This is a genomic window from Bacillus sp. Au-Bac7 (assembly GCF_021341655.1).
Taxonomy (GTDB): domain Bacteria; phylum Bacillota; class Bacilli; order Bacillales; family Cytobacillaceae; genus Niallia.
In genome coordinates this window covers 892,871-918,361 of record NZ_JAJTTG010000001.1, presented here as the reverse complement: position 1 = coordinate 918,361, position 25,491 = coordinate 892,871, and the positions used below count along the sequence as shown (strand labels likewise).

Below are 25,491 nucleotides of genomic sequence, written 5' to 3'. Positions count from 1 at the left end.
AAACAATAGTGTTAATTTTTGGACAGGAGTAAATGCTATCCATTATGATGGAATAAACTTAATCAAATGAGGAGGCTGCAGATGATTTCTTATAAAGACAGAAATGAAGTAAAAGACATAGAGAAATGGAATCTTAGTGATCTGTACGAAACAGAGCAAGCTTGGAAAGCAGATTTGGACATAGTCAGTGAAAAGGTTGGCGAGATTGCTACCTACAATGATAATATAAACGATGCCAAAAGCTTGCTTGCCTATCTAAAGCTATCTGAAGAAATCGGTTACATATATAGGAAGGTTTTCGCTTACGGCATGCTGCTGCTTGATACAGATACCAGAAATAACAGCGCTCAAAGCCTTGTAGACCAAGCGAGAAGTGCAGGACAAAAATGGAGCAGCGCAAGCTCGTTTTTTATGCCGTATCTTTTAAGCCTGGAAGAGAGCCAATTAAAAGCATATATTGCGCAAGAAGAAGGCTTGAAATATTTTGAAAAGGATTTGCTGGAGTCGTTTGCCTATAAAAAGCATGTTTTAAGCAAAGAAAAGGAAGAAATCTTATCAGAATTAGGGGAGTCCCTGTCTGTTCCAAGCCAAGTGTTCGGGATGATTAATAATGCAGATATTAAGTTTGGGGATGTGACAGATGAGAACGGAAACAAAGTAGAGCTGACAAGAGGTATGTATTCAAAGCTGATGGAAAGCGATGATAGAGAAAAAAGAATCGAGGCCTACAAGGCATACTATCAACCTTATCTCGGACTCAAGAATACAATTGCAGCAACTTTTTCATCTGCAGTCAAAAATAATGTTAAAACATCCAAACTGCGCAATTATCCTTCAGCCCTTGAAAAAAGTTTGTTTGGTGATCGGGTTCCAAAGGAAGTTTACGAGAACCTGATAGAATCAACTAGAAATAATTTAAAATATATGGATGAATATATGCAATACCGCAAGCAAAAATTAGGTGTCGATGAGCTGCATGCATATGACTTAAGTGTTCCCCTTGCAGGCGAGGCAGCGAAGCAGGAAATCTCATTTGATGAAGCCTATGATATTATGCTGAAAAGCTTAGAGCCGCTTGGGTCTGAGTATATTGATGTTTTGAAAAGCTTTAAGGAAAAACGTTATTTTGATGTGAGAGAGACACCGGGGAAAAGGTCGGGAGCTTATAATCTAGGAGTATACGGGGTACACCCATTCATCCTGTTGAATCACCGAGATGACCTTGACAGTCTTTTTACATTGGCGCATGAGTGCGGCCATGGGATGCATTCTTATCTCAGCAATAAGCATCAGCCGGCAATCAGTGCAGGATACAGCATCTTTGTAGCTGAAGTTGCATCAACAGTAAATGAAGTCTTGCTGATTCGGTATCTGTTAAAAACAGAAACAGATCCGAAAAAACGGGAGCATTTATTGAACCACTTTATCGATAGCTTTAAAGGGACTTTCTTCACGCAAGTAATGTTTAGCGAGTTCGAAAAAGAGGTACATGAGAAAGCAGAAAAGGGAGAACCGCTAACACTTGATTTTTTCAATGAGACTTATGAGACTCTTTTTAAAGCTTACAATGGCAGCGAGCTAGTCCTTGATGATGAAGTGAAGCACGGGTGGTCAAGAATTCCGCATTTTTATCGTCCGTTCTATGTTTATAAGTATGCAACAGGCTTTGCTTCTGCTATTACAATTGCTGATAAGCTTTTGGAAGGCAAACAGGAAGACTTGGATAGCTATTTAGAATTCTTAAAGAGCGGCAGCTCAGATTTCCCATTAGAATTGCTGAAAAAAACAGGTGTTGACTTAACTACTCCAGAACCAATAGAACATGCAATGTCTATTTTCCACTCTCTTGTAGAAGAGATGACAAAAAAGGGTTAAAAATTGGTTAAAGCCGTATACTTTGTATACGGCTTTCTTGAAGCGTTAGGAACAAGTTGCATAAAAATTAATTATTTTGCATAAAATTTTTATTGGTATTTTTCTAGAATGGAGAAAAACTCAATCACGTAATGATAGAAAGTTTGTACAGACGGCGGCAGCTCTCGGTTTTTGGGAATGATAATACCGACCGTACGGCTGATTGCAGGATTCTCAATTGGCACCCTTGCTGTGAATTTTGGAACATTATCATAAAAGGTGCTTTCAGGAAGCAATGTCACTCCCATTCCAGCTGAAACTAACCCTTTAATAGCATCTAAATCCTCTCCCTCAGAACTTATATTCGGCAAAAAACCTTCTTGTTTACAAGCATCATAAGCTATTTTTTGCAAAATATAACCTTTCGGAAACAATACAAATGATTCATTTCGTAAATCCCTTAGCCGAAGTGTACGTCTTTCGGACAACGGATGATTGCTTGGGAGAAGGGCAAAGATTTTTTCTGTAAATAATATATTCCCTTTTAAATCAAAATCATCTGTCGGTACAGGGCCTAATAACGCTAAATCCAGATCTCGATTTTTTACCGCATCGATTAAGAAACTGTATGAGCCTTGTCGCAATTGAAAGGCTATGTTCGGATGCCTTTCTTTAAAAGCGGAAATTATCGTCGGCAGCAAATGACTGGCAAGGCTTGTCGGAAACCCGATTTTAATGGAGCCTCTTTCTGGATCTAAATAAGCATCAATTTGTTCTTTAGCACGATCTACTGCTTTCATAATCGCAAGGGAATGAGTTAAAAATATTTTACCAATTGATGTCAATTTGACATTTCGTCCTTCTCTTTCAAATAGAGGGACACCTAGCTCGTCTTCCAAATTAGCAATTTGTCTGCTTATAGCGGATTGCGCTACATGTAGGCGTTCAGCAGCTTCTGATACATGTTCTCTTTCTGCAACTTCGATGAAATATTTCAGTTGTCTTAATTCCATTTTTTAGGTTAATCCTCCTATTCATCTCAATATTAGATTACTTCTATCCAAATAATATATTGTATATATGAATTTGCATAGTATAATTGGGTTATCTGAAGAAAAAAAAGTGTTAGAAAATCTGACAGGGGTGGTTGAAATGACGTACAACCAATTAGCTAAAGCACAAGGTCTATACCGACCTGAATTTGAACATGATGCGTGTGGAATCGGGTTATTTGCTCATATTAAGGGGATGGCGACTCACGACATCGTTTCAAAGGGACTAAGCATGCTATGTAAATTGGATCATCGCGGTGGTCAAGGCAGCGATCCGTTGACAGGAGATGGATCCGGATTAATGGTTCAAATTCCAGATGCATTTTTCCGCAAGGAGATTACGGATTTTGAATTGCCAGAGCGCGGACAATATGGTGTCGGAATGGTTTTCTTTTCAAAGGACGATCCAAACAGACATGAAATCGAAAATAAGATAAATGAATATATCGAGCTTGAGGGCCAAGAGCTACTCGGCTGGCGTACTGTACCTACAGATGTCAGAAAAATCGGAAAAGTCGCTCAAAAGAGCTGTCCTGTAATTCGACAAGTGTTTATTAAAAATAATAATGGTTTAGAGAAGCTTGGTTTCGAACGCAAGCTTTATATTATCCGTAAATTATCTGAAAATTGGGGCAAGGCAGAAGAAAGAGAATTTTACTTTGCGAGTCTGTCTACGAGCACCATTGTATATAAAGGGCTGTTAACTTCCGATCAAGTAGAAACGTTCTATCTTGATGTGCAAGACCCAGAATTCGTGTCCGCATTTTCTATTGTGCATTCACGTTTCAGCACAAATACTTTTCCAAGCTGGGAAAGAGCCCATCCAAACCGTTATTTGATCCATAACGGAGAAATTAACACATTGCGCGGTAACTTCAATTGGATGAAGGCAAGAGAACAGCAATTTGTGTCAGAAGCTTTCGGTGATGACCTGCAAAAGGTTCTGCCAATTCTTGATGCAAATGGAAGTGATTCATCTGTTTTCGATAACGCCTTGGAATTCTTCATTCTTGCAGGCCGTAAGCCGGCTCATGCAGCAATGATGCTTATCCCGGAGCCTTGGACAGAGAACCCTCACGTGACTGGCGAGAAAAGAGCATTTTATGAGTTTCATAGTGCAATGATGGAGCCATGGGATGGTCCGATGGCCATCACATTTACAGATGGTAAGCAAATCGGGGCAATATTAGACCGAAACGGTTTACGTCCTGCTCGTTATTATGTGACAAAAGATGATTATATTGTGTTCTCCTCCGAAGTAGGTGTTGTACCGGTAGAAGAAGAAAACATTCTATATAAAGACCGTTTAAGCCCAGGAAAAATGCTGTTAATAGACTTAGAGGAAGGCAGAATCGTTTCTGACGATGAGCTGAAAAGCGAAATTTCATCTCAAGAGCCGTATGCAGAATGGCTGGAGGAAGTTGTTAAGCTAGAGCAATCGGAAAACGATGAAGCAGAGTCTTTCCAAGATTTACTGACACGCCAGCGTGCTTTCGGATACACGTATGAAGATATCCAAAAAAACTTGTTGCCTGTTGTAACAGAAGGCAAGGATCCAATCGGTTCAATGGGGAATGACACACCGCTTGCTGTATTGTCTGAAAAGTCCCAATCATTATTCAACTACTTCAAGCAGCTGTTCGCCCAAGTAACCAATCCTCCTATTGATGCAATCAGGGAGCATGTGGTCACATCAACATTGACTTGGTTAGGAGCTGAAAGCAACCTGCTGCACCCGGCAGCTGAGAATTGTCGCCGCATTCAGTTGGAAGGTCCAATCCTTTCTAATGCTGAAATCAATCAGCTGAAAGCAAATGAGCTGTACGGATTTACAGCACAAAGCTTTGCAGCGACTTTCACAGATAACTTGGAGATGAGTCTTCAAAGCCTGTTGAAGCAAGCAGAAAATGCCATTGCTGAAGGTGTTAGCCTGTTAATTGTAACGGATAGAGGAATGAATCAAGAACAAAAAGCTATACCTGTCCTGTTAGCAGTCAGCGCACTGCACCAGCATTTAATTGAAAAAGGACTTCGATCAAAGGTTAGTATCATCGTAGAATCAGGTGAAACAAGAGAGGTTCATCATTTCGCGAGCTTAATCGGTTTTGGTGCAGATGCTATCAACCCGTATTTAGTGTATGCGACTTATCAGAAGACAATTGAAGATGAATTGCTGAACATTTCCTATGAGGAAGCTGTAGCACGCTATAATCTTGTAATTACTGAAGGTGTCGTTAAAGTAATGTCCAAAATGGGTATCTCTACCGTGCAAAGTTACCGCGGAGCCCAAATCTTTGAAGCAGTCGGCATTGGCCAAGAGGTTATCGATAAATACTTCGCTGGAACTGTATCACAATTAGGCGGAATAGGTATAGAAACGATTGCAAAAGAAGCTGCTGACAGACATGATGCAGCATATGCAAATATTCTGGATGAGACTTTAGATTCTGGAAGTGAGTTCCAATGGAGAAAAGGCGGAGAACATCACGCGTTCAATCCAAAGACAATTCATACATTGCAATGGGCATGCCGAAAAGCTGATTACAGCTTATTTAAGCAATATTCAGAGGCAGCCAATGAAGAGAGATTAAACTTCTTGAGAAATTTGTTTGCCTTTAATGCTAACCAGAATCCAATTGATCTAGAAGAAGTCGAATCAGTTGAATCCATTGTAAAAAGGTTTAAAACAGGAGCTATGTCCTTTGGATCGCTTAGTAAGGAAGCGCATGAAACATTGGCAATTGCAATGAACCGTCTAGGCGGCAGCTCAAACAGCGGGGAAGGCGGAGAGGATCCAGCCCGTTACGAGCTTGATGTGAATGGCGACAATCGAATCAGCGCCATTAAACAGATTGCATCAGGACGTTTTGGTGTAAAAAGTCATTATTTAATAAATGCCCGCGAATTGCAAATCAAGATGGCGCAGGGTGCAAAGCCTGGGGAAGGCGGACAGCTGCCAGGAAACAAAGTATATCCTTGGGTTGCAGACGTAAGGGGCTCTACTCCGGGAGTTGGCTTAATTTCACCTCCGCCGCATCATGATATTTATTCTATTGAAGATTTGGCACAGCTTATTCACGATTTGAAAAATGCGAACCGTGATGCTCGAATCAGTGTGAAGCTTGTTTCAAAAGGCGGAATCGGCACGATTGCTGCAGGTGTGGCAAAAGGTGCGGCAGATGTTATTGTTGTTAGCGGCTATGATGGCGGTACGGGTGCATCACCAAAAACAAGTATCAAACATACTGGTCTTCCGTGGGAGCTTGGATTAGCTGAAGCACATCAAACATTAATGCTTAACGGTTTGAGAAGCAGAGTTGTCCTAGAAACAGACGGAAAGCTGATGACAGGTAAAGATGTTGTGCTGGCAGCATTGCTTGGCGCAGAAGAATTTGGCTTCGCAACAGCACCGCTCATCGTCTTAGGATGTGTAATGATGCGTGCTTGCCACTTGGACACATGTCCAGTCGGGATTGCCACACAAAATCCAGATCTTCGTTATAAATTTGCTGGAGATCCAGATCATGTTGTCAACTTCATGCGTTTTGTCGCAGAAGAAGTAAGAGAGATTATGGCACAATTAGGCTTCCGCACTGTTGATGAGATGATTGGAAGAACAGATGTATTAACTGTCGGTGAGAATGCTAAAAACCACTGGAAAGCAAAAGACCTTGATTTAACTAAGCTTCTTTACCAAGTGGATGGAATTAGAACATTCCAAACGCCGCAAAACCATAAAATTGCAGAAAGCATTGATATGAGAAAAATCCTGCCTGCAGTAGAAAAAGCGATTCAAAATGGCGAAAACATTGACCTGCACTACCATGTACGCAATACAGATCGTGTTATCGGTACAATTGTCGGCAGTGAAATTTCTAAAAAGTATGGAGAGCAGGGATTGCCTGAAGATACAATCAATCTGCATTTATCAGGGTCTGCAGGCCAAAGCTTAGGTGCATTTATTCCAAAAGGATTGACAATCCGCTTGAACGGCGATGTGAATGACTATGTTGGAAAAGGCTTATCCGGCGGTAAAATCGTCATTAAGACTCCATCAGTTGAATCGTTTTCTGCTCAAGATAATGTTATTGCAGGAAATGTTGCATTCTATGGTGCAACTAGCGGTGAAGCCTTCATTAACGGTAAAGCAGGAGAGCGTTTTGCAGTCCGAAACAGCGGAGCTAGCATTGTAGTTGAGGGTATTGGTGATCATGGTCTGGAATATATGACAGGCGGGGAAGTAGTCATCCTTGGTGAAGTCGGCAAAAACTTCGGTGCAGGTATGTCTGGAGGAATTGCTTATGTATTGCCAAGCGACAAGGACAGCTTTAAGGATCTTTGCAATATGGAAATGATTCTGCTTGAAGAATTGACAGATAAGGCAGAGTTGGAGAGAGTAAGGACTTTAATCAGTAAACATGCGGAACAAACAGACAGCTTCTCAGCACAGCAAGTGTTAAACAGCTGGGAGAAAAATGCTGCTAAATTCGTAAAAATAATCCCTAAAGATTACAAACGGATGATCAGCCAAATCCAAGAAGGCATTGACCATGGATTAACGCAAGAAGAAGCGGAAATGAAAGCTTTTGAGAGCAACTCAAACCAAGGCAAAAAAAAACAGCAAACTACTAAGATGACTTTAGCAGTTCGGTAAGAAAGGAGAGAAAACAATTGGGCAAAGCGACGGGTTTCATGGAATATAAAAGAGAGGAAGCGGAAGAAAGGTCTCCCCTCTCCCGCATTAACGATTTTAAGAAGTATTCTGCTCCTTTCTCTGACGAGGTGCTAAGCAGACAAGGTGCACGATGTATGGATTGCGCCACACCATTTTGCCATATCGGGATGGAAATCGGAGGAAGCACCTCCGGTTGCCCGATTCATAACTTGATTCCTGAATGGAATGATTTAGTTTATAAAGGAAGATGGAAGGATGCACTTGAAAGATTGCTGAAAACAAACAACTTCCCTGAATTTACAGGAGCAGCATGTCCTGCCCCTTGTGAAGGGTCTTGTGTCCTTGGCATTTCCGATCCAGCTGTAGCGATTAAGAATATTGAGAAAACTATTATCGATAAAGGGTTTGAAAACGGCTGGATTTCACCAAGAATACCATCACACCGTACAGGCAAGAAAGTAGCGATTGTCGGTAGCGGTCCTGCTGGCCTTGCCAGCGCTGATCAGCTTAACCAGGCGGGGCACTCTGTCACTGTATTTGAGCGCTCTGATCGTCCTGGCGGGCTGTTGATGTACGGTATCCCTAACATGAAGCTGGAGAAAAAGGATGTTGAAAGAAGAGTTAACCTCCTGACACAGGAAGGAATTGATTTTGTCACAAATACGGAAATCGGTAAAGACATTACGGCTGAAGAGCTAAAAGCTCAGTTTGATGCAGTTATCCTTTGTACTGGAGCGCAAAAGCAAAGAGATTTAAATATCGAAGGCAGAGAAGCAAATGGCGTTCATTTTGCAATGGATTATTTGACACAATCAACGAAGAGCCTGCTTGATCCAAGTCTAGGTAAACCGAGCATTGATGCAGAGGGCAAGGATGTTATCGTGATCGGCGGCGGTGATACTGGGGCAGACTGTGTTGCAACAGCACTTCGTCAAAAATGCAAAACAGTTGTTCAGTTCGGAAAACACCCACAGCTAGGATTAGCTCGTGCTACTGATAATATGTGGCCTGCTTTCCCTCATGTTTTCACACTTGATTATGCGTATGAAGAAGCACAAAAGCAATTTGGTAAAGATCCTCGTGAGTACAGCATCCAAACAACGAAAATGGTGCATGACGAAGAGGGGAACCTGAAGGAGCTTCATACAGTGCAAATGGAGAAAATCAGACAAGAGGACGGCAGATTTTTATTTAAAGAGATTCCTGGCTCAGAAAAGGTTTGGCCTGCTCAGCTAGTGTTTATTGCAATTGGATTTGAAGGTCCAGAACAATCTGTTCTTTCTCAGTTTGGTGTTGATACACGCAATAACAAAATTGCCGCTAAATATGGCGAATTTGAAACAAATGTAGATGGCGTTTTTGCAGCAGGTGATGCAAGAAGAGGCCAAAGCTTAATTGTATGGGCAATAAATGAAGGCCGAGAAGTTGCGTATAAAGTAGATCAATATTTGATGGGTGTAACTTGTTTGCCAACCGTTAATGCATAATTATTTTCTGGTATCCTAAAGGATGCCAGTTTTTTTTATGGAAGAAGAATAAATCATACATAAAATGGGTAAAAAAATGAAAATGTGTTTACCCTTTTTATTATCTTTTTTCATCTAATAGTATATAATGGGTAAAAATCAAGGGCTGTCCTCGTAATAGAGCAATTAATATTTAAGTTTTTTGGACATTGCCTGCAACAATTCAAGGGGAGTGTCGGAGATGAGAGATGTAAGACTGACAGATATTTTTAAACACCATATTGCGCAGAAGTATATTACGCGATCAGGATTAGCTCATGCTCTGGCCGTAGCTTATCATGCTTTTGAGTTGGCTAAAGAAAGAAATATAGATGTGGATAATGCCGCTAAAGCAGGATTTCTTCATGATATGGGACATTATACGTGGTATAAGGACGGTAAATGGGATTATCAGCTGTATAAAAAAAATGATATTCATCCTATTAAAGGGGCAGAAAGAGCACATAAACTCCTTATCAGACTCGGTGAAAATCCGGTTAAAGCAAAAGAAATTGCATTAGCTGTTTTGTTTCATACAGACAGTTTCATTCCTGGAGGAAATGTCATCCTAACACCGCTGCAGGAAATTGTTAAAGCAGCAGACGAAAAGGATGAGGAGCCAGGCGGGCATCACCATTACCGGACGATAAGTATTAAAAGAGCAATAGAGAGCTTGGAAAGACTAGACGAAAAAATTGATAAATATATCACCCAAGACGAAGATAAAACGGAAGGAAAGTAGGCAATTATGCCCCTTTTCCTTCCGTTTTTTTGCATTATTGCATAATTGCAAAGAGCGGAAAAATAATAAAGGGAAATTAACGAATAGGAGTATTATCATGACAGCTAAAATGATACTTTATATAAGTTTGCTTCTCCCGTGGTTTTCCTTGCTGTTTGCTAATAAGAAGCGCATTAAAAAGTATATACCTGTAATAATTTTAACGGTTTTTTTAATGACAATCATTTTTCAAATAGCGTTTCATTATAAATGGTGGATTATTCATACATATATTGTTCCATGGGGATATATGATTGATGTTAGCTTCGCATATGGGCTATTTCCGGTAGGAACGTTTTGGATATTTTATTTCACAAGCAGCCGCTTTATTATTTTTACGATTACGAACATCATCATGGATACATTAATGGCATTTGCAGTGCTGCCAGGCTTAAGTAAGCTTCATATTGCTGAATATAAAGGGATTGCTCCATGGCAGTATTTTTTAATCATGTACGGACTTTCGTTTATCATATATGGTTATTATGTTTGGCAGCAGAGGATATACAAGGAAGACCTTTGAGTCTTCCTTTTTTCATTCATGATGACAATTTGGTGCTATAATAAAAAAATCATTAAGAAGTTAGAAGGGAATACAATGATAAGCACCTCTAGATATATAAAAGAATGGCAGCTTGCTCTTCAGCAGGAAATAAATCATTTAAAAAGGTTCTCCAGTACGAAAATAGCGTTATTTAATGGCCAACATCTTCAAACAGAGGAGAACTATACTTATTATTTTGAAAGCATTTCTTTCGTTAAAATACCTATCGGTTCATCGGTTGTCCTTACTTGGGGGAAAGCCAAGATTAACGGCCGCATTCTGTCTTCAGATGGTAAAAGCTTAATCCTCCAGATTGACAAATCAATCGGCGATTATGTGTCAGAAGCTTTTGTCAGCCACGATCCTTGGGAGCTTTTGGAGCAGCTGATGATCCGGTTTGATGCGATTAAGGAAAATAAGACGAAAAGAATGCGAATTAAAAGGCTGATGAATCCTTCCATGCCTGCGAAGCATCCCCAGGATATGATTAAAAACCATGTTCATGATCTTTCCTTGAGAAGCAAGTATAATCCCATCACCTTTGTATGGGGACCGCCGGGAACAGGTAAAACATATACATTAGCAAGAGTTGCCCTCCAAAAATATTGGAAGGGAAAAAGGATTCTTCTCCTGTCTCAAAGCAACCAAGCAGTAGATGTGCTCATGAAGGAAATAACGAAAACAGCACAAAGCAAAAAAAGATTTAAAATTGGCGATATTCTCCGGTATGGAGGCAATGCAGCAGAAATGGATTTGCACGATGAAAAAATAACAACAAGTGCACTTCTTGACGAGAAGGACAAAGCTTTAGCTGTTCAAAAACAAGAATTGTTAGATGAAAAGATTAAATTAAAAAGAGATTTAGCGAGATCCTTCAGTAGCAGAGATTCACAAGCTCTACTTAAAATGGAGGAACAGATTGCAAGAGTATTAGAAAAAATACGAAAAAAAGAATTGCAGTTTATTAAAAAGGCGATGGTAGTTGGCACTACACTTGCTAAAGCTGCGACAGACCCAGCTATTTATGAGGATGAATATGATCTTATTCTCCTTGATGAAGCAAGTATGGCCTATGTGCCGCAAACAGCCTTTGCAGCTTCACTTGGAAAGCGATTGATCGTTTGCGGCGACTTTAAACAATTGCCTCCGATTGCAGCAAGCAGAAGCGAAGCAGTGAATAAATGGCTGAAAGAGGATATTTTCCATGCGTCAGGCGTTGCCGACAGTGTAGCATCCGGGTCCCTTCATCAGCATTTGCTGTTACTGAATGAACAGAGAAGGATGCATCCAAGCATATCGTCTTTTACTAATAAGCATATTTATCACTCACTTGTTTCCGATCATCCAACCGTTTCATCATCGCGAAAAGCGATCACAGAAAAAGGTCCTTTTCCGAAAGAAGCCAATATCCTCTTGGATACAAGTAATTTTGGCTATTATGGCGGCTTTGAAAAAGGCACAAAATCACGTATTAATCTCATGCATATGCTGCTCTCCTTACAGCTGATTGTAGAAGCATGGAAAAGCGGAATAAGAAGCATTGGCTATGTGACGCCATATAGAGCTCAAAGTGAACTGATGGACGCTGTTACCGCTGAACTGTTCCCTAAGCAGCTTGCTGATAGCAGTATTCAGATAGCGACAGTCCATCGTTTCCAAGGCAGTGAAAAGGATATGATTATATTTGACAGCACAGAAGGGTACCCTCATGAGCGGCCGGGAATGCTGCTGCTTGGAAAAGACAGTGACAGATTATTGAACGTGGCAATTACGAGGTCTAAGGGTAAGTTTATTCATATTGCTAACTGTGATTTCATCAAAAGAAGAGTAGGCAGAGATAAGGCTGTAAGAAAGCTTGTGGAGCATCAATGGAGTGAGAATTTACTAGTTGAACAGCAGAAAATCGGCACATGGATTAATTCCAGCCACCCGTATCTTAAATGGCAGCATGCAAAAAACACGAAAGATATATGGGAAGATATGAAGAATGGAAAAACCGTTGTTGCTGCAATGCCGGATATAGTTCAAGTTCCACAAGACTGGCTGCAGCTTTTAGAAGCAATTGCTGCAAACACAATATGCAAAGTATATGGTCCAGTAAAGAGTTTTAAAAATAAACGTGTCGATAGTATGGAATATGACGCACCCTTTCCGTTTGTCATTGTAGATGAACACATCGTATGGATTGGTCATCCACTGCAGCTCGTGCCAGGAGCAAAGCCACCTTCCATAGCAGTCAGAATAGAATCGAAACAGCTTGCCGCCTATTTGCTTAAACAGCTGTCGTAAAATTTACGATGGTTGTTTACAGCCTTAAAGGAAACAGGGTATCATTTAATAGTAGTTTGTAAATTTTTCTGGAGGGATTGCTAAATGACTTTAAAAGAAACGGTTGGGCAAGTGCTCACAACAGAAGATGCTGTAAATAAAGCACTCGAAACATACGATAGTGAAGGGTATATTACTGTCACTGACAAGGAAGCACAAGAGCAAATCCTTGCTAAGCTTGAAGATAATGGATTTTATGTGTATGATGAACAATTTATTGATGGAGTTTACCGTATCTATATTGAACTGTAAGTACATTTGACTGATTTAGATTTGTTTATTTTTATCTCTTTATGTACAATTAATTCGTCAAGTATATAGGGGGTGTAATATGGAACAGAAGAAGAAATTCCGACAAAACAGATTATTGCTTGCATGTTTGTTGTTGCTAACGATGGGACTTGCAGCATGCGGCAGTACAAATGAAGCGGAGGATTCAAAAAGCTCTACATCTAATTCTCCAACTATTGAGGTAAATCCAATTGTGACCATTACCATGGAAGATGATTCAAAGATTGAAATCGAATTATATCCGAAAAAAGCGCCGAATACTGTCAACAACTTTGTTACACTTGTAGAAAAGGGTTACTATGATGGATTAACATTTCATCGAGTTATTCCTGACTTCATGATCCAAGGCGGAGATCCGGCGGGGAATGGCACAGGTGGTCCTGGCTATGCGATAAATGGGGAGTTCTCAGACAATGGATTTGACAATGATCTGAAGCATGAACGAGGCGTAATCAGCATGGCAAGATCAGGCGATCCAGATTCAGCAGGCTCTCAGTTTTTCATTATGACTAAAACGACAGAAAGCTTGGATGGCCAATATGCAGCATTTGGTAAAGTCATTAGCGGCATGGAAGTAGTCGACAAAATCGTTGCCGTTGACAGAGATGCTAATGATAAACCGAAGGAAGATGTTATCATGAAGAAAGTAAGTGTGGATACGAAGGGCGTTAATTTTCCAGAGCCGCAAAAGGTAGAATAGCACTAGCTTTTTTTATGGACAAGCAATACATTTTATTTCTTGATAGAATGTATGGTATGATAAGTTGAAACATTTGTCCCAACAAAATAGGGACAAAGATTAAAGGAGATGTAAATAATGGCAGAAAATGGATACATACTAATGCAAAACGGTGAAAAGATCGAATTCGAACTTTATCCGAACGAAGCACCAGGAACAGTAGAAAACTTCACAAAACTTGCTAAAGAAGGCTTTTATGATGGATTGACTTTCCATCGCGTTATCCCAGGCTTCGTAAGCCAAGGTGGAGACCCTAACGGCAACGGTACAGGCGGTCCTGGTTACACAATCAAATGTGAAACACAAGGCAATCCTCATACACACCAAGAAGGCTCATTATCAATGGCTCATGCTGGTAAAGACACTGGCGGTAGCCAATTCTTTATCGTACATGATCCTCAACCGCATTTAAACGGAGTACATACAGTATTCGGTAAAGTAACATCTGGAATCTCTGCTGTTAAAGCAATGAGAAACGGCGATGTTATGGAGAAAGTTGTAATCGGAGAATAATTATAGCAATACTTAGACAAACCCCTATCGAACAAAAGGATCGATAGGGGTTTGTCCTATTCTAACTGTAATTATAGATTTTACGCATCCAAAAAATCACTTTTTTATTACTTAAAGAAGTAAATAATGATCAACAATATACTGAACTATAAGCGGTCTGTACATTGCCTCAATGACCTGCATTTCTGCAAGCATCTGCTGTTGGTATTTAGTTGTACCAGATTCAGAATGGGAGCGGAACTGTGTCAATGACTCTTCCAAGTAAACAATATGCACCCCTTTAGACAGTAAACGAAACCACATTTCATAATCATGTGTATATACCATTGCAGGGTTAAAGTCTCCATATTTTTCAAAAATGGTTTTTTTGATTAAAATGGTACATCCGTTTATTGGGTTAGAGTATAAATAACCTTCATATACTGCCTTCATAGTTGAATAGTTGGCACCATTAGATGGGATTCGTACATTATTGTTACTGTCGATAATATCATAGTTTGTAAAGCTTGCGTCTAATCCTCTTTCCAACATAAATTCCATTTGCCGCTTAAGTTTTTCGGGCTTGAAAAGATCATCTGAGCTAAGCCATGCTATATACTCACCGGTCGCTTCTGCAATGCCCCTGTTCAAAGCTGTTGCAGTACCACCATTTTCTTTTCGAATATACTTTATTCGTGACCTATATGGCATAATTTTTTCTCTGTATTTAACGGAGCCATCGTCAACTAGAACTATTTCTACATTCGGATAGGTTTGATTCAAGGCACTCCTGATGGCTTGATCTACATAAGCGCAATTATAAAAAGGGATGATGATTGATATTTTCGGATACAACTTACTTCCTCCTTCTTTTTATTCCTCTGTTTGTGTAGAAATTCTTTTCAGTAATAGTAATATATGTATATCTCCTGCTTGCTGTATAGGTATGTGCTTGACTGAATTACATCATTCATCAAAGTTTTTTCTCCTTAAAAGACAAAAAAGAGGTCAAATTGGAGCACTTTTCCATATCCTATTAGAAGCATGTTAAAAAATAATGATATGAAGGGATGCTGGAAAACAACAATGAATATTCTATTTGTCTATTATGTGCCGAGCGGCGGGGTGGAAACATTAAATCGCCAACGTTCAGCTGCCCTTAAACAGGCTGGTATTAACAGCCATTTCCTATATTTCCGCAAAGCAAGAGATTTAGTTAATGACCATGAAGGACCAACATTTATCACAGATGATGATACAGAAATTAAAGCAATTTTAGATAAAGGCAATTATCAATGGATGGTAATCATTTCAGACTATAAATCGATTCCGCGCTTTCGGAATTTCGGATACACTGGCCCTATTATTTTGGAAATACAAGGGTATGGACCAAAGCATGTGGCCAAAACCGAAATGACGAACGCAGTACCATATGTGACAACACCAAAAGTTGGGTTACTCAATCCTAAGACACCCCATATTTCTCAAATTTTCAGTGAATTATTTCCGTCCCTACCAACCTACCAATTTAATAATTGTTTCGACAGCAAAAAATTCGCGTATAAGCGCCTGCCAAAATCGGAGAAACCGATTGTAGCTTGGATTGGACGATTGGAGGACAATAAAAACTGGAGAGAGTTTCTGCAGATAGGAAAACAGCTCTTAAATGGTGTTAATAATGGTATTCAGCTTTATATGTTTGAGGATCCTACATTATCGACACAAGAGGAGAGAGCAGCCTTTCAACTTTTAGTGGAACAGCTCCAGCTAGCTGAACATTTGACAGTATTGCCGAATATCCCGAATGAACAAATGGCAGATTATTATTCGGTGATTGGAGATTCGGGCGGTTTTCTATGCTCTACATCTAAAGTGGAAGGTGCACCTTATTCTGTGCTCGAAGCATTCAGCTGCAAATGTCCTGTACTTACAACAGACTCTGATGGGGTGAGAAGTTCTATTATCCATAATGTAACTGGAAAGTATTATCCGCTAGGAGATATTGAAGCCGCGTGTAAGGAAGCGAAGGAGTTGATGTTCTCCGTACCCTTGAGGGAACATATCCGAACAAGTGCTTACTTGCATTTGAGACGTGAATTCAGTCCAGAACAGTACTGCCAGAACTTTGTTTCCATGATGAGTGATTTTGGTGTAAAACCACAGAACTAGAGAAATCAACTGGTAACTACTAAAGAGAGTCGCGCATTTCATGCACGACTCATTTTTTATCCTTGATAATAATTGATCATATCAACTAAAGAAGATGTCAGTGACCTTTCCTGCTGCCAGCCTAACCCTTTCAGTTTAACAGGGTATATCACAGGAGCAGTATCGGAAGCATCAGAACAAGCTGATTTTATATCAATAGTTCTTCCTGTTAATTGTTCCAGATGCGCTAAAACATTTCCTAACGACTGGCTAACACCTGTTGTAATATCATACACTTCGTTTTTGCTTCCTTTAAGCAAGATATATTCATATGCAGACACAACATCGCGAACGTCGATAAAATCCCTTGTTGCATTTATATTTTGAACCTTGATAACTGGTGTTCTTCCATCTTTTAAAGCCTCGAGAATATTTTTAATAAAAATTGCACAAACGCCGTTAGAATTACCAGGGCCAATCAAGTTTGTTGGTTTTGCGACTCTAATGTCCATATCATACAGATTAGCCCAAGATAGAGCAATCATTGTTTGGATTGTTTTGCTTAAACTGTAAGGGTGCGGGATAGCGGATATATCCTGTGGATTGGTCTGCAAGGCTGAACCGACAATTAGAATTTTACAGTCTGGCCTGTGATTAGCTGCTGCCTGAAGCAAATAGGCTGTTGATAGCGCATTTATTTCCAGTGTTTTAACAGGATTATCCCAGGAGTCTCCGACATGATTTTGTCCTGCAAGATGCAGCAAGTAATCCGGCTTGCATGTTTCAATTAATTTATCCACATCCTGTTCGTTAGCTAAATCACATAGTAGGAGCTGTTTAATGCCAGGAATGAGGGAATTTGGATTTTTAGCTGCTCCATAAACATGGTAGCCTTTTTCTGCAAAAAATCTGCAAGCGTGGATTCCTGTAAAGCCGCTAGCACCGGTAATTAAGATTGTTTTATTCATTTGCTTTCATCCAAGTTTTCATTTCCTTTAGCATATCCAAGTATGAGGGGGGAGTGTAGACATAATCTGTCCTCGTATTTACGATTGTCCTGTCAAGTTTATTTTCCTTATCAGGAAGGATTTTCACATCCTTTTTGTCAAACACTGTTTGGAACAGCTTTAGCAATTCGTACTTTGAAATTTTTTCTTTTACACATAAATGATAAAGACCTGTTACATTATTTTCAATCATCTTTTCAGTTGCTTTCGCCAGCTCTATGGTTGTTACACCATTCCAATATACGTGCTCATATCCATTAATTTCACCAGTCTGCTTCATAAACCACAAGAAGAGGCCAATTCCGTGTTCTTTTTGTTCAGGGCCAATTATCGAAGTTCGAATAGTCAGGTTTTCATCATCTTTAATTTCCCCGTATTGCTTTGTTTTGGAATATTGGGTAGTACCATCTGGAATACTGTCCTCTGTATAATCTCCTTCATCGCCGGAAAACACACAATCTGTACTAATATGAATCAATTTTCCGCCGTTTCTTTTCGCTAGTTTGACGAGCTGATGCGGTAAAAAGCTGTTTACTTGCATGGCAATAAAAGGATTTTTCTCGGCATCTTCGTTTAAGATGCCGATACAGTTAATGATTATATCTGGTTTTATAGATTCAATGATTTTCTCCAAAGAAATCAGATCGGTCACGTCCAGATAAATACTATCTTTATCCTGCTTATCCCTTGATGTGTAATAGACTTTAAATTTCGGATTTTTTCTGAAATAAGCTACCATTACATGTCCTGCCATCCCTTTGCCACCAAGGACTAAGAGCTTCATTTAGATAAGACCGCCTTTCGATAGCATCTCCTTGATTTCCTCTTTGCTGATTAAGCCGATGCCAGAATTATACTCATCCAGGTCAACAGGAGAGCAATTTTCATAATGTTCTTTTAACCCATCAATATGAATGGATGGCAAGATAACATAATATTCCTCATCATAAATGCATGTTGTAGTACACTCATATTTGGACAGCAGCAGCTCATGAATTTTCTCACCTGGGCGGATTCCGAGTATTTCGGTTTTTACATTTTCTACTTGTGAAAGTTCGACTATTACATCAGCTAAGTCTATAATTCGGCATGCAGGCATTTTCATGACAAAAATCTCGCCGCCAAAGCTTTCAAATGTTGCTTTAAATACTAGTTTGATTGCCTCTTGTACGGTCAAAAAGAATCTTGTCATTTTTAAATCTGTGATGCCGACCGTTTGCTTATCACGAATTTGCTTTTTGAAGACATGGATAACACTTCCGTTTGTTCCGAGAACATTACCACCGCGAATGCAGACGAATTTCGTATCTGTATTAAGTGTGTTCGCATGAATGATTAATTTTTCTCCCATCGCTTTTGATAAACCATAGAAATTAGACGGATCAGAGGCTTTGTCTGTTGAAATATAGACGACCTTGTGGACATTTTGTGCAATCGCAGCATCTATGACATTCTGGGTGCCAATGACGTTTGTTTTTAATGCTTCAAGAGGCTGGTGTTCACAAATTGGCACGTGCTTTAAGGCTGCTAAATGGAATAAATAATCGATATTTTGGCATGCATCCATCAAGGTTTCTTTTTCTTTAATGTCACCAATAATAAAATGCAGCTTAGGATGATTGTCAAACTCTTGTTTCATCATGAATTGCACAGATTCATTTCTGGAAAAAATGCGAATTTCCTCTGGATTTTCATTGAGCAGCTGCTTCACCAGCTCATGTCCCCATGAACCAGTTCCACCAGTAATTAAAATCTTTTTATTTTCAAACAACTTTCATTCCTCCCAATACAATTTTTACTATTTTATCTGATACATTCACATGATCATAGCCTTCAGGAAAAGACCATTTTCTTGATTGATTAACCATTGCCTGCACACAGCTTGTGATGTGTTTGCCATTCAGCCCGGACAGGATATTACTTCCGCATTCAATTGTTTCCATCCGTTCTGTAGTCTTGCGGATTGTTACAGTCGGAACATGGAATAAGCAGCATTCCTCCTGGACAGTTCCACTGTCAGTAAGCACACATAGGGCGTTTTGTTCTAGCTTCACAAAATCAAAAAATCCAAATGGCTCATAAAATTCAATTAAAGGATCAATCTTCAGCTCTTTGTTTTGTTCTATACGAGCTCTCGTGCGGGGATGTATGCTGCAAATAATCCTTTTTTTATACAATTTTGCTATCGAATTGATGCCAGTAATGATTTCCTTTAACCGATCTTTATAATCGACATTTTCTGCTCTATGTGTGGTAACAAGGAAATAATCTTGTTCTTTAAGGGAAAGTTTTTCTAATATCCGACTAGAATCAATTTGTTCGCCATAATGAAGCAGTACCTCGTAAATGGGATTTCCAGTCACAAGTATTCTGCTCGATGGGAATCCTTCCTGCATAAGATTCTGCTTGCTTTGTGGTGTGTATGGGAGATTAAAGCTAGAGACACTGTCAATTAGCTTTCTATTTTTTTCTTCTGGAACTTCCAAATCAAAGCATCGGTTTCCAGCTTCCATATGATAGACTGGAATGCCCATTCTTTCTGCTAAAATGGAGCTTAAACCACTGTTTGTATCACCAAGTACCAACACTTTATCCGGCTTTTCTCTATTTAATATCAATTCTAATTCTTTGAATATGACGGCAAGCTGTTCTCCCAACGACTGATGCTTTTCACTAAGCACATAATCTGGCTTTCTTATTCCCATTTCCTGAAAAAATATTTCACTTAATGACGAAGTGAAGTTTTGTCCTGTATGCACAAGGATATGTTTATCTGCCAATTGATCGAGTTTGCCAATTATCAAACTAAGACGTATAATCTCTGGCCTTGTCCCCAATATTGTCAATACTTTCATTTCTCACCTCTCGTAAAGCCTTTAATGAAGAATCTCTATAACATATGCATGTCCGTACCGCATGTTCTAGGCAGCAAACCTTTTTTAATAGAAAATTATGTTAATAAATGCTCTTAAGTAACAAAAAAACTCCCCGCTAATAAAGTGGGAAGCATAAACAGTTATTTTAAGTTAAAGTGCAATTACTTCGTTAACCGTAACCTGTCCTAAATAATTTCCAGTGCCTGCTGCGCCTGATGTTACTGTTGAAGTAATAGTCAAAACTGCGTTAGTGCCGAGAAGCTGCAATGCAAGAAGGGCATCGCCGGATGCGATTTCTACACTTAAAGGTCCACCTGCATTCACAACATTCGTAAATACCGGTATTGTCGCAATAACAATGCCTAATAGGTTGACGACTTCTAATATTCCGCTAACGATGACTGTTTCCGTTCCAGAAAAGGCATAGTTGACACTGACTGGCAAAGCAACATTTAAAAGACCTAACGGAAAAGTGAATCTGCTCACGAAGGTTACTGTTTGGTTCGTTGCACTATTAGGGGCCCAAATATAAGCATTGCTCCCGTCAATGAATGGGGCAGTGGCAGACGGTGTTACCACAACTGGTATTTGTGGAAATGTTCCGCCAGCAGTATTTGCGACAATAGTTGTATTGGCCGGAGTAGTATAACTTTGTAAAACGATTGGCATTTTTTCACCTCCTAGTTTTAATCTATCAGTTAGTTTTTAGGTTTAGACAATTGTTTGAACAGTGATTTCTCCTAGATAACGGCCAGTGTTGACTGGTTCGTAAGGAGTCGTGATAGGTGCAGTCACAACAGCATCAATGGTAATGTTTATCGTGCCGCCTAGTATACTAGCCGCCAATAGAGTATCAGCTGCAATTGTGCTTACGTTTAACGGATTTCCTAAATTCGTATCACCTGAGAATAAAGGAACTGTAAGAACAATGATTCCTAATACATCCAGTACCTGTAATGTTCCTGTAACAGACACAGTTTGATTTCCAGCATATGCATAAAATACTGTTAATGGCAAAGCTAGACCCAACGCTGGAGCACCTAATGAAAAGACACTGCGGAATGTTACTGTTTGGCCAGAAACACTGACTGGAGACCAAATGTAGGAGCTGTTTCCATCAATTAACGGAGTTTGTGGGCCTACAGTAACAACAGGACCAGGTGCTGTAGCAGAGTCTGCAATTCGGACAGTGTTTGTTGGATTTGTAAAGGCTTGTAATGCAACAGGCATTTATTTCACCTCCTTTCAATTTCTCGGAAGTTACAAAATAGCTTATGTGCAAAATACTAAGAAGCTTGGACAAATATTATGGGTAAAATATGGATTTTTTTAGAAAGTCCACCCGTTTTACAGGCAACAGCCTATACTAGTTTTATTTATTTAAATATGAATAAAGAGACAAAGCGGAAAGGGGCTGTATATATGAAAATCCTGCTTGCGACATACTGGATCGTTCCACATGTCGGAGGAGTATGGAATTATATGAACCAATTAAAAAAACGACTTGAGGTATTAGGTCATGAAGTAGATTTATTAGGATACGGAGAATTGCATAAGTACACATATTTTGTATCAGAAGAAAAAAAGATTTTTAATGATGATTTACAAGTAGAAATAAACAGCCGTTTAGCAAGCATCCAGCATAAACCGTATATGGCAGATCCAGTTGTCACTTATTGTGAAAAACACCGGATTGGATATGAAATTGCCATTTCCAGTCTCGATTTGCTTAAGTACGATATCATTCATACACAGGATGTGTTTTCAACAACTAGCTTTGGGAAGCTGCAGTTGAATGGACCTAAGTTAATTGCAACCTTGCATGGTTCAGTTGCACACGAAATGAAAGATCATCTTCTATATGAACATGTTACAGCAACTTCCCAAATAGGCTGTACGTATTTCGATGAATTGGAGTATTTAGGAGCAACTTCTGCTGATGTAACAATTGTTGCAAACAATTGGCTTAAGGATATTCTCATCAATGAATTTCATGTACCAGCAGAGCAAATGACTGTCCTCCATTATGGATTTGATATAGAAGCTTTTTTGAACAGAATCGATCCGCAGGATAGGAGCATAACAAAACCAATTGGGAAACAAGTAATTCTTTTTACTGGAAGACTAGTTGCATTGAAAGGTGTGCACGTATTAATTGAAGCATTAAAACAGCTCAGAGGTTCTTTATCGAATTGGGTATGCTGGATTGTAGGAGAAGGTGAAAAGCTGAATGAACTTAAGCTTCAAGCTGCAGAAGCTGGTTTGGGAGATATGATTGTATTCTTTGGAAAACGAGAAGACATCCCGCAGTTTCTATCTAGGGCAGATGTCTATGTTTTGCCAAGCATGATCGAAAACCAGCCATTATCTGTTATTGAAGCACAGATTGTCGGCAAAGCATGTATTGTGAGCGATGCAGGGGGACTCCCTGAAATGATTACACATGGGTTAACAGGATTGATTGTTCCAAAAGGGAATGTCGAAGAGCTTCGGAACAGTCTTTATATGCTTTTAGTAAATAAGCAATACCAAACGTTTCTTGGAGCTAACGCCAAGCAATGGGGACTAAAGCATTGGTCCTTAGAAACTGGAGTGGAGAATATTATGGCGATTTATCGCCAAGCAACCACCCCTTAAGACTTAGAAATATTACAGTAAAGGAGAATCGAAAAATATGAAAATACTATTTGCAACCTATTGGCCCATTCCCCATGTCGGAGGAGTCTGGCATTATATGGAACAACAAAAAAGAGAATTAGAAAAACTCGGGCATGAAGTAGACCTGCTCGGGTTTAATGAAGATACAAGTGTTGTATATATCTACAATAAAGATATCTCCATTGAGAAAGAAAAAATCATGCCATTGCTCGAAGCGAAGCTGACAGAAGAAGCATATCCAGAGATCCATGCTAATGCACTAGTGAAATACACTGAATTTCAGCGCTATGTTTTTGAACTTTCAGCGGCTTATCTTGGACTTGCAGAATACGATGTCATCCACACACAGGATGTCATTGCAACTGCAAGCCTTGCAAGAGTGTTGCCAGAGGGAACCGTGTTAGTTGCGACACTCCATGGTTCAGTGGCGCATGAAATTAGACACCAGCTGAAAGGAATGCATAAATCATCTACCGGTTATATGGCTCGAGCCTATTATGATGAAATGGAAAAGGTTGGTGCTACTGCTGCGGCGTATACAATTGTAGCAAACAACTGGATGAAAAAAATTCTAACAGAGGAGTTCCAAGTGCCAGAAGAGCAAATAAAGGTGCTGCACTATGGTTTTGACACTGATACATTCCTTTTGGAAACACAAAAGGTAAATGAATCACTGTTACTTCCTGAAGATAAAACAATTATTACCTATACAGGGCGCCTTATTGAAATGAAAGGTGTACATCATTTAATTGCTGCCTTAGGTAAGCTTAAGGAAGACAGAGACGATTGGGTTTGTTGGATTATTGGGGAAGGCGATAAACAGAAGGAATTGGAAAAACAAGTAATAGAACTAGGATTGGAGGATGATGTATTTTTCTTTGGGAATCGGAGTGATGTCCCGTATCTAGTTTCCCAGTCCGATATTTATGTATTTCCTAGTCTATTGGAAAATCAGCCACTGTCACTGGTAGAAGCACAAATTGCCGGAAAGCCTGCCATTGTAAGTGATGCAGGAGGACTTCCTGAAATGGTTGAGGACGGGGTGACAGGTTTGATCTATCCGGCTGAAGATGTAGATGCATTATACGGTTTGTTGCAGCTGCTGTTAAGTACGCCTGAATTTCAATCCATTATTGGAAATAATGCAAGAGTATGGGGACTAGAGCATTGGTCATTATCTAAAGGAGCTAAAAGTATTCTGGAAGTGTATGAGCTTGCGTTAGCAAAAGGGAGGGAGGAAGGAAGGTAATGAAGTTTCCTTGGAAACAGAACATCCATAAAATTCTCCCCTTTTCTGTAAAAAAGGAAGATGTGGACAAGACGAATGATCTTAATAAAGAAGAAAACACAAATAATCATACAGATGAAAAGAAGGCTAAAAAAACAAAAAGACCGCTGCAATGGCGTCAACATCAACAGTGGCAGAATTATCAAAAATGGTTCGAACAGCAGCGAGAGCAGGAAAAGCAACGAAAATTAGAACAGCAAAAAAGATTAGAACAGTACCAGAGAGTAGTAGAGCAACAAAGACTTGAAACACAACAAAGATTAGAGGCACAACAAAGTCGTAAGAACCAGCAGAAGCTCGAAACTCAACAAAGGCTTGAAACACAGCAGAAGCTCGAAACACAACAAAGGCTTGAGGCACAGCAGAAGCTGGATACACAACAAAAGCTTGAGAAACAGCATATGCTCGAAACACAGCAGAAGCTTGAGGCACAGCGGAAGCTGGAAACACAACAAAAGCTCGAGACACAGCAAAGACTCGAAGCGCAGAAAAAGCTTGAAGAGCAGCAAAAACTCGAGACACAGCAAAGACTCGAAGCGCAGAAAAAGCTAGAGGAGCAGAAAAGGCAGGAAGAACGGCAAAGAGTGTGGGAAAAAATCAATTCTGTTCTTCCTTCGGATTACAACATGCCAAACGAAAAATCGATATCTGTTTTTCAGCCGATGAAGGCAGATGCGTATCAACATTTATTTATTAGGAACTCCCCTGCTAATACCGCAGCAAAGCCGTTATTTATTGATAATCATATTATGGACCGACTTGGTGAAGTGCTACCTCAAGACTATCTTCTTCCTAATATCGGAACATTAGAGGTTTTCTCTAAGATGTCAAGTGACGTCTATAAATCTCTTTTTGTTAAAAAGCCGGGAGCAAAGCCGTTCTTTGTGGACCGGACAATATTTGATAAAATCGTAGCAGCTTTACCAGCTGATTATCACCTTCCTAACTTCCGCATGATAAAAATATTTGATGAGATGTCTAGTGACAACTATGATGATTTGTTTGAAAAAAGGGGACATACAAAAAAAGCCTTCGTGGATAGACGTTATGTAGATGAAATAACTTCGGCATTACCAATTAATTATAGAATCCCTGACACAACGGCAATCAACAAGATACCATCAGAAAAATTATGAGTTTTTTAGCGGATGGTTTGTCGCCATTCGCTTTTTTCTTATAAGGAGATGTCCATTTTTGGCTCAGTATGGTCACCCGCCATATACACGGAACACTCGAATATCATAAGCTATTAA

At 39.6% G+C, this 25,491-nt stretch carries 21 protein-coding genes; 13 read left to right on the top strand and 8 right to left on the bottom strand.

The genetic code is table 11. The features are described 5' to 3' along the window. The first annotated feature begins 81 nt into the window (after positions 1-81). The gene (gene pepF, locus LXM54_RS04690) at positions 82-1,875 is read left to right on the top strand and encodes an oligoendopeptidase F (protein ID WP_233313926.1); all 1,794 of its coding nucleotides are present in this window, start codon (positions 82-84) and stop codon (positions 1,873-1,875) included. Positions 1,876-1,964: 89 nt separating this feature from the next. Here the strand turns inward: pepF and LXM54_RS04685 are convergent, their stop codons facing one another. Further along, the gene (locus LXM54_RS04685; RefSeq protein WP_233313925.1) at positions 1,965-2,867 is read right to left on the bottom strand and encodes a LysR family transcriptional regulator; all 903 of its coding nucleotides are present in this window, start codon (positions 2,865-2,867) and stop codon (positions 1,965-1,967) included. 139 nt (positions 2,868-3,006) lie between these two features. Between LXM54_RS04685 and gltB the strand changes: the two genes are divergently transcribed. The 8 genes from gltB to LXM54_RS04645 all read left to right on the top strand — a co-directional run bounded on the left by gltB (position 3,007) and on the right by LXM54_RS04645 (position 14,282). Continuing rightward, the gene (gltB, locus tag LXM54_RS04680; protein ID WP_233313924.1) at positions 3,007-7,560 is read left to right on the top strand and encodes a glutamate synthase large subunit; all 4,554 of its coding nucleotides are present in this window, start codon (positions 3,007-3,009) and stop codon (positions 7,558-7,560) included. A 17-nt stretch (positions 7,561-7,577) separates the two neighbouring features. Further along, positions 7,578-9,068, top strand: a complete 1,491-nt coding sequence (gene gltD, locus LXM54_RS04675) for a glutamate synthase small subunit (protein ID WP_233313923.1) — start codon at positions 7,578-7,580, stop codon at positions 9,066-9,068. A 220-nt stretch (positions 9,069-9,288) separates the two neighbouring features. Next, a complete protein-coding gene (locus LXM54_RS04670; RefSeq protein WP_233313922.1) occupies positions 9,289-9,828 on the top strand; it encodes an HD domain-containing protein in 540 nt (179 codons plus the stop codon). A gap of 97 nt (positions 9,829-9,925) precedes the next feature. Next, on the top strand, positions 9,926-10,390 hold the full coding sequence (locus tag LXM54_RS04665; RefSeq protein WP_233313921.1) for a hypothetical protein: 465 nt from the start codon (positions 9,926-9,928) through the stop codon (positions 10,388-10,390). 75 nt (positions 10,391-10,465) lie between these two features. Next, positions 10,466-12,700, top strand: coding sequence for a DEAD/DEAH box helicase (locus LXM54_RS04660; protein WP_233313920.1), 2,235 nt, complete (start codon positions 10,466-10,468; stop codon positions 12,698-12,700). Positions 12,701-12,784: 84 nt separating this feature from the next. Continuing rightward, positions 12,785-12,991 carry a hypothetical protein gene (locus tag LXM54_RS04655; RefSeq protein WP_233313919.1) on the top strand — a complete coding sequence of 69 codons (207 nt, stop codon included), beginning with the start codon at positions 12,785-12,787 and terminating at the stop codon, positions 12,989-12,991. Positions 12,992-13,070: 79 nt separating this feature from the next. Then, positions 13,071-13,730 carry a peptidylprolyl isomerase gene (locus LXM54_RS04650; RefSeq protein ID WP_233313918.1) on the top strand — a complete coding sequence of 220 codons (660 nt, stop codon included), beginning with the start codon at positions 13,071-13,073 and terminating at the stop codon, positions 13,728-13,730. A gap of 117 nt (positions 13,731-13,847) precedes the next feature. Continuing rightward, the gene (locus tag LXM54_RS04645; RefSeq protein ID WP_233313917.1) at positions 13,848-14,282 is read left to right on the top strand and encodes a peptidylprolyl isomerase; all 435 of its coding nucleotides are present in this window, start codon (positions 13,848-13,850) and stop codon (positions 14,280-14,282) included. A 111-nt stretch (positions 14,283-14,393) separates the two neighbouring features. On the opposite strand, the gene LXM54_RS04640 is transcribed toward LXM54_RS04645, so the two are convergent. Further along, the gene (locus LXM54_RS04640) at positions 14,394-15,116 is read right to left on the bottom strand and encodes a glycosyltransferase (RefSeq protein ID WP_233313916.1); all 723 of its coding nucleotides are present in this window, start codon (positions 15,114-15,116) and stop codon (positions 14,394-14,396) included. 231 nt (positions 15,117-15,347) lie between these two features. Between LXM54_RS04640 and LXM54_RS04635 the strand changes: the two genes are divergently transcribed. Then, positions 15,348-16,430, top strand: coding sequence for a glycosyltransferase family 4 protein (locus LXM54_RS04635; RefSeq protein ID WP_233313915.1), 1,083 nt, complete (start codon positions 15,348-15,350; stop codon positions 16,428-16,430). Between the two features lie 56 nt (positions 16,431-16,486). Here the strand turns inward: LXM54_RS04635 and LXM54_RS04630 are convergent, their stop codons facing one another. From LXM54_RS04630 to LXM54_RS04605, 6 genes are all read right to left on the bottom strand, one after another. Next, positions 16,487-17,377 carry an NAD-dependent epimerase/dehydratase family protein gene (locus LXM54_RS04630; RefSeq protein WP_233313914.1) on the bottom strand — a complete coding sequence of 297 codons (891 nt, stop codon included), beginning with the start codon at positions 17,375-17,377 and terminating at the stop codon, positions 16,487-16,489. After that, the gene (locus LXM54_RS04625) at positions 17,370-18,200 is read right to left on the bottom strand and encodes a dTDP-4-dehydrorhamnose reductase family protein (RefSeq protein WP_233313913.1); all 831 of its coding nucleotides are present in this window, start codon (positions 18,198-18,200) and stop codon (positions 17,370-17,372) included. Before LXM54_RS04625 ends, LXM54_RS04630 begins: the two co-directional genes overlap by 8 nt. Continuing rightward, positions 18,201-19,187 carry a polysaccharide biosynthesis protein gene (locus LXM54_RS04620; protein WP_233313912.1) on the bottom strand — a complete coding sequence of 329 codons (987 nt, stop codon included), beginning with the start codon at positions 19,185-19,187 and terminating at the stop codon, positions 18,201-18,203. Further along, entirely contained in the window at positions 19,180-20,271 is a 1,092-nt protein-coding gene (wecB, locus tag LXM54_RS04615; RefSeq protein WP_233313911.1) for a non-hydrolyzing UDP-N-acetylglucosamine 2-epimerase, read from the bottom strand. Before wecB ends, LXM54_RS04620 begins: the two co-directional genes overlap by 8 nt. A 171-nt stretch (positions 20,272-20,442) precedes the next feature. Next, positions 20,443-20,961, bottom strand: a complete 519-nt coding sequence (locus LXM54_RS04610) for a hypothetical protein (RefSeq protein ID WP_233313910.1) — start codon at positions 20,959-20,961, stop codon at positions 20,443-20,445. Between the two features lie 42 nt (positions 20,962-21,003). Further along, on the bottom strand, positions 21,004-21,522 hold the full coding sequence (locus LXM54_RS04605; protein WP_233313909.1) for a hypothetical protein: 519 nt from the start codon (positions 21,520-21,522) through the stop codon (positions 21,004-21,006). A 192-nt stretch (positions 21,523-21,714) separates the two neighbouring features. Between LXM54_RS04605 and LXM54_RS04600 the strand changes: the two genes are divergently transcribed. Genes LXM54_RS04600 through LXM54_RS04590 form a run of 3 tightly spaced genes read left to right on the top strand, consistent with a single transcriptional unit; the run spans position 21,715 to position 25,374 of the window. Beyond that, positions 21,715-22,929, top strand: coding sequence for a glycosyltransferase family 4 protein (locus tag LXM54_RS04600; protein WP_233313908.1), 1,215 nt, complete (start codon positions 21,715-21,717; stop codon positions 22,927-22,929). A gap of 37 nt (positions 22,930-22,966) precedes the next feature. Then, positions 22,967-24,199 (top strand): glycosyltransferase family 4 protein, encoded by a 1,233-nt coding sequence (locus LXM54_RS04595; RefSeq protein WP_233313907.1) that lies wholly within the window; start codon positions 22,967-22,969, stop codon positions 24,197-24,199. Next, positions 24,199-25,374 (top strand): hypothetical protein, encoded by a 1,176-nt coding sequence (locus tag LXM54_RS04590; protein ID WP_233313906.1) that lies wholly within the window; start codon positions 24,199-24,201, stop codon positions 25,372-25,374. The genes LXM54_RS04595 and LXM54_RS04590 overlap by 1 nt, the downstream gene beginning before the upstream one ends. The last annotated feature ends 117 nt before the right edge of the window (positions 25,375-25,491 follow it).

Coding starts and splice junctions, on each gene's coding strand:
- gltB (WP_233313924.1), top strand. CDS start 3,007: ATGACGTACAACCAATTAGCTAAAGCACAAGGTCTATACCGACCTGAA.
- wecB (WP_233313911.1), bottom strand. CDS start 20,271: ATGAAAGTATTGACAATATTGGGGACAAGGCCAGAGATTATACGTCTT.
- LXM54_RS04650 (WP_233313918.1), top strand. CDS start 13,071: ATGGAACAGAAGAAGAAATTCCGACAAAACAGATTATTGCTTGCATGT.
- LXM54_RS04655 (WP_233313919.1), top strand. CDS start 12,785: ATGACTTTAAAAGAAACGGTTGGGCAAGTGCTCACAACAGAAGATGCT.
- LXM54_RS04670 (WP_233313922.1), top strand. CDS start 9,289: ATGAGAGATGTAAGACTGACAGATATTTTTAAACACCATATTGCGCAG.
- LXM54_RS04685 (WP_233313925.1), bottom strand. CDS start 2,867: ATGGAATTAAGACAACTGAAATATTTCATCGAAGTTGCAGAAAGAGAA.
- LXM54_RS04630 (WP_233313914.1), bottom strand. CDS start 17,377: ATGAATAAAACAATCTTAATTACCGGTGCTAGCGGCTTTACAGGAATC.
- LXM54_RS04610 (WP_233313910.1), bottom strand. CDS start 20,961: ATGCCAATCGTTTTACAAAGTTATACTACTCCGGCCAATACAACTATT.
- LXM54_RS04590 (WP_233313906.1), top strand. CDS start 24,199: ATGAAGTTTCCTTGGAAACAGAACATCCATAAAATTCTCCCCTTTTCT.
- LXM54_RS04595 (WP_233313907.1), top strand. CDS start 22,967: ATGAAAATACTATTTGCAACCTATTGGCCCATTCCCCATGTCGGAGGA.
- LXM54_RS04605 (WP_233313909.1), bottom strand. CDS start 21,522: ATGCCTGTTGCATTACAAGCCTTTACAAATCCAACAAACACTGTCCGA.
- LXM54_RS04635 (WP_233313915.1), top strand. CDS start 15,348: ATGAATATTCTATTTGTCTATTATGTGCCGAGCGGCGGGGTGGAAACA.
- LXM54_RS04600 (WP_233313908.1), top strand. CDS start 21,715: ATGAAAATCCTGCTTGCGACATACTGGATCGTTCCACATGTCGGAGGA.
- LXM54_RS04625 (WP_233313913.1), bottom strand. CDS start 18,200: ATGAAGCTCTTAGTCCTTGGTGGCAAAGGGATGGCAGGACATGTAATG.
- LXM54_RS04665 (WP_233313921.1), top strand. CDS start 9,926: ATGACAGCTAAAATGATACTTTATATAAGTTTGCTTCTCCCGTGGTTT.
- LXM54_RS04660 (WP_233313920.1), top strand. CDS start 10,466: ATGATAAGCACCTCTAGATATATAAAAGAATGGCAGCTTGCTCTTCAG.
- LXM54_RS04645 (WP_233313917.1), top strand. CDS start 13,848: ATGGCAGAAAATGGATACATACTAATGCAAAACGGTGAAAAGATCGAA.
- pepF (WP_233313926.1), top strand. CDS start 82: ATGATTTCTTATAAAGACAGAAATGAAGTAAAAGACATAGAGAAATGG.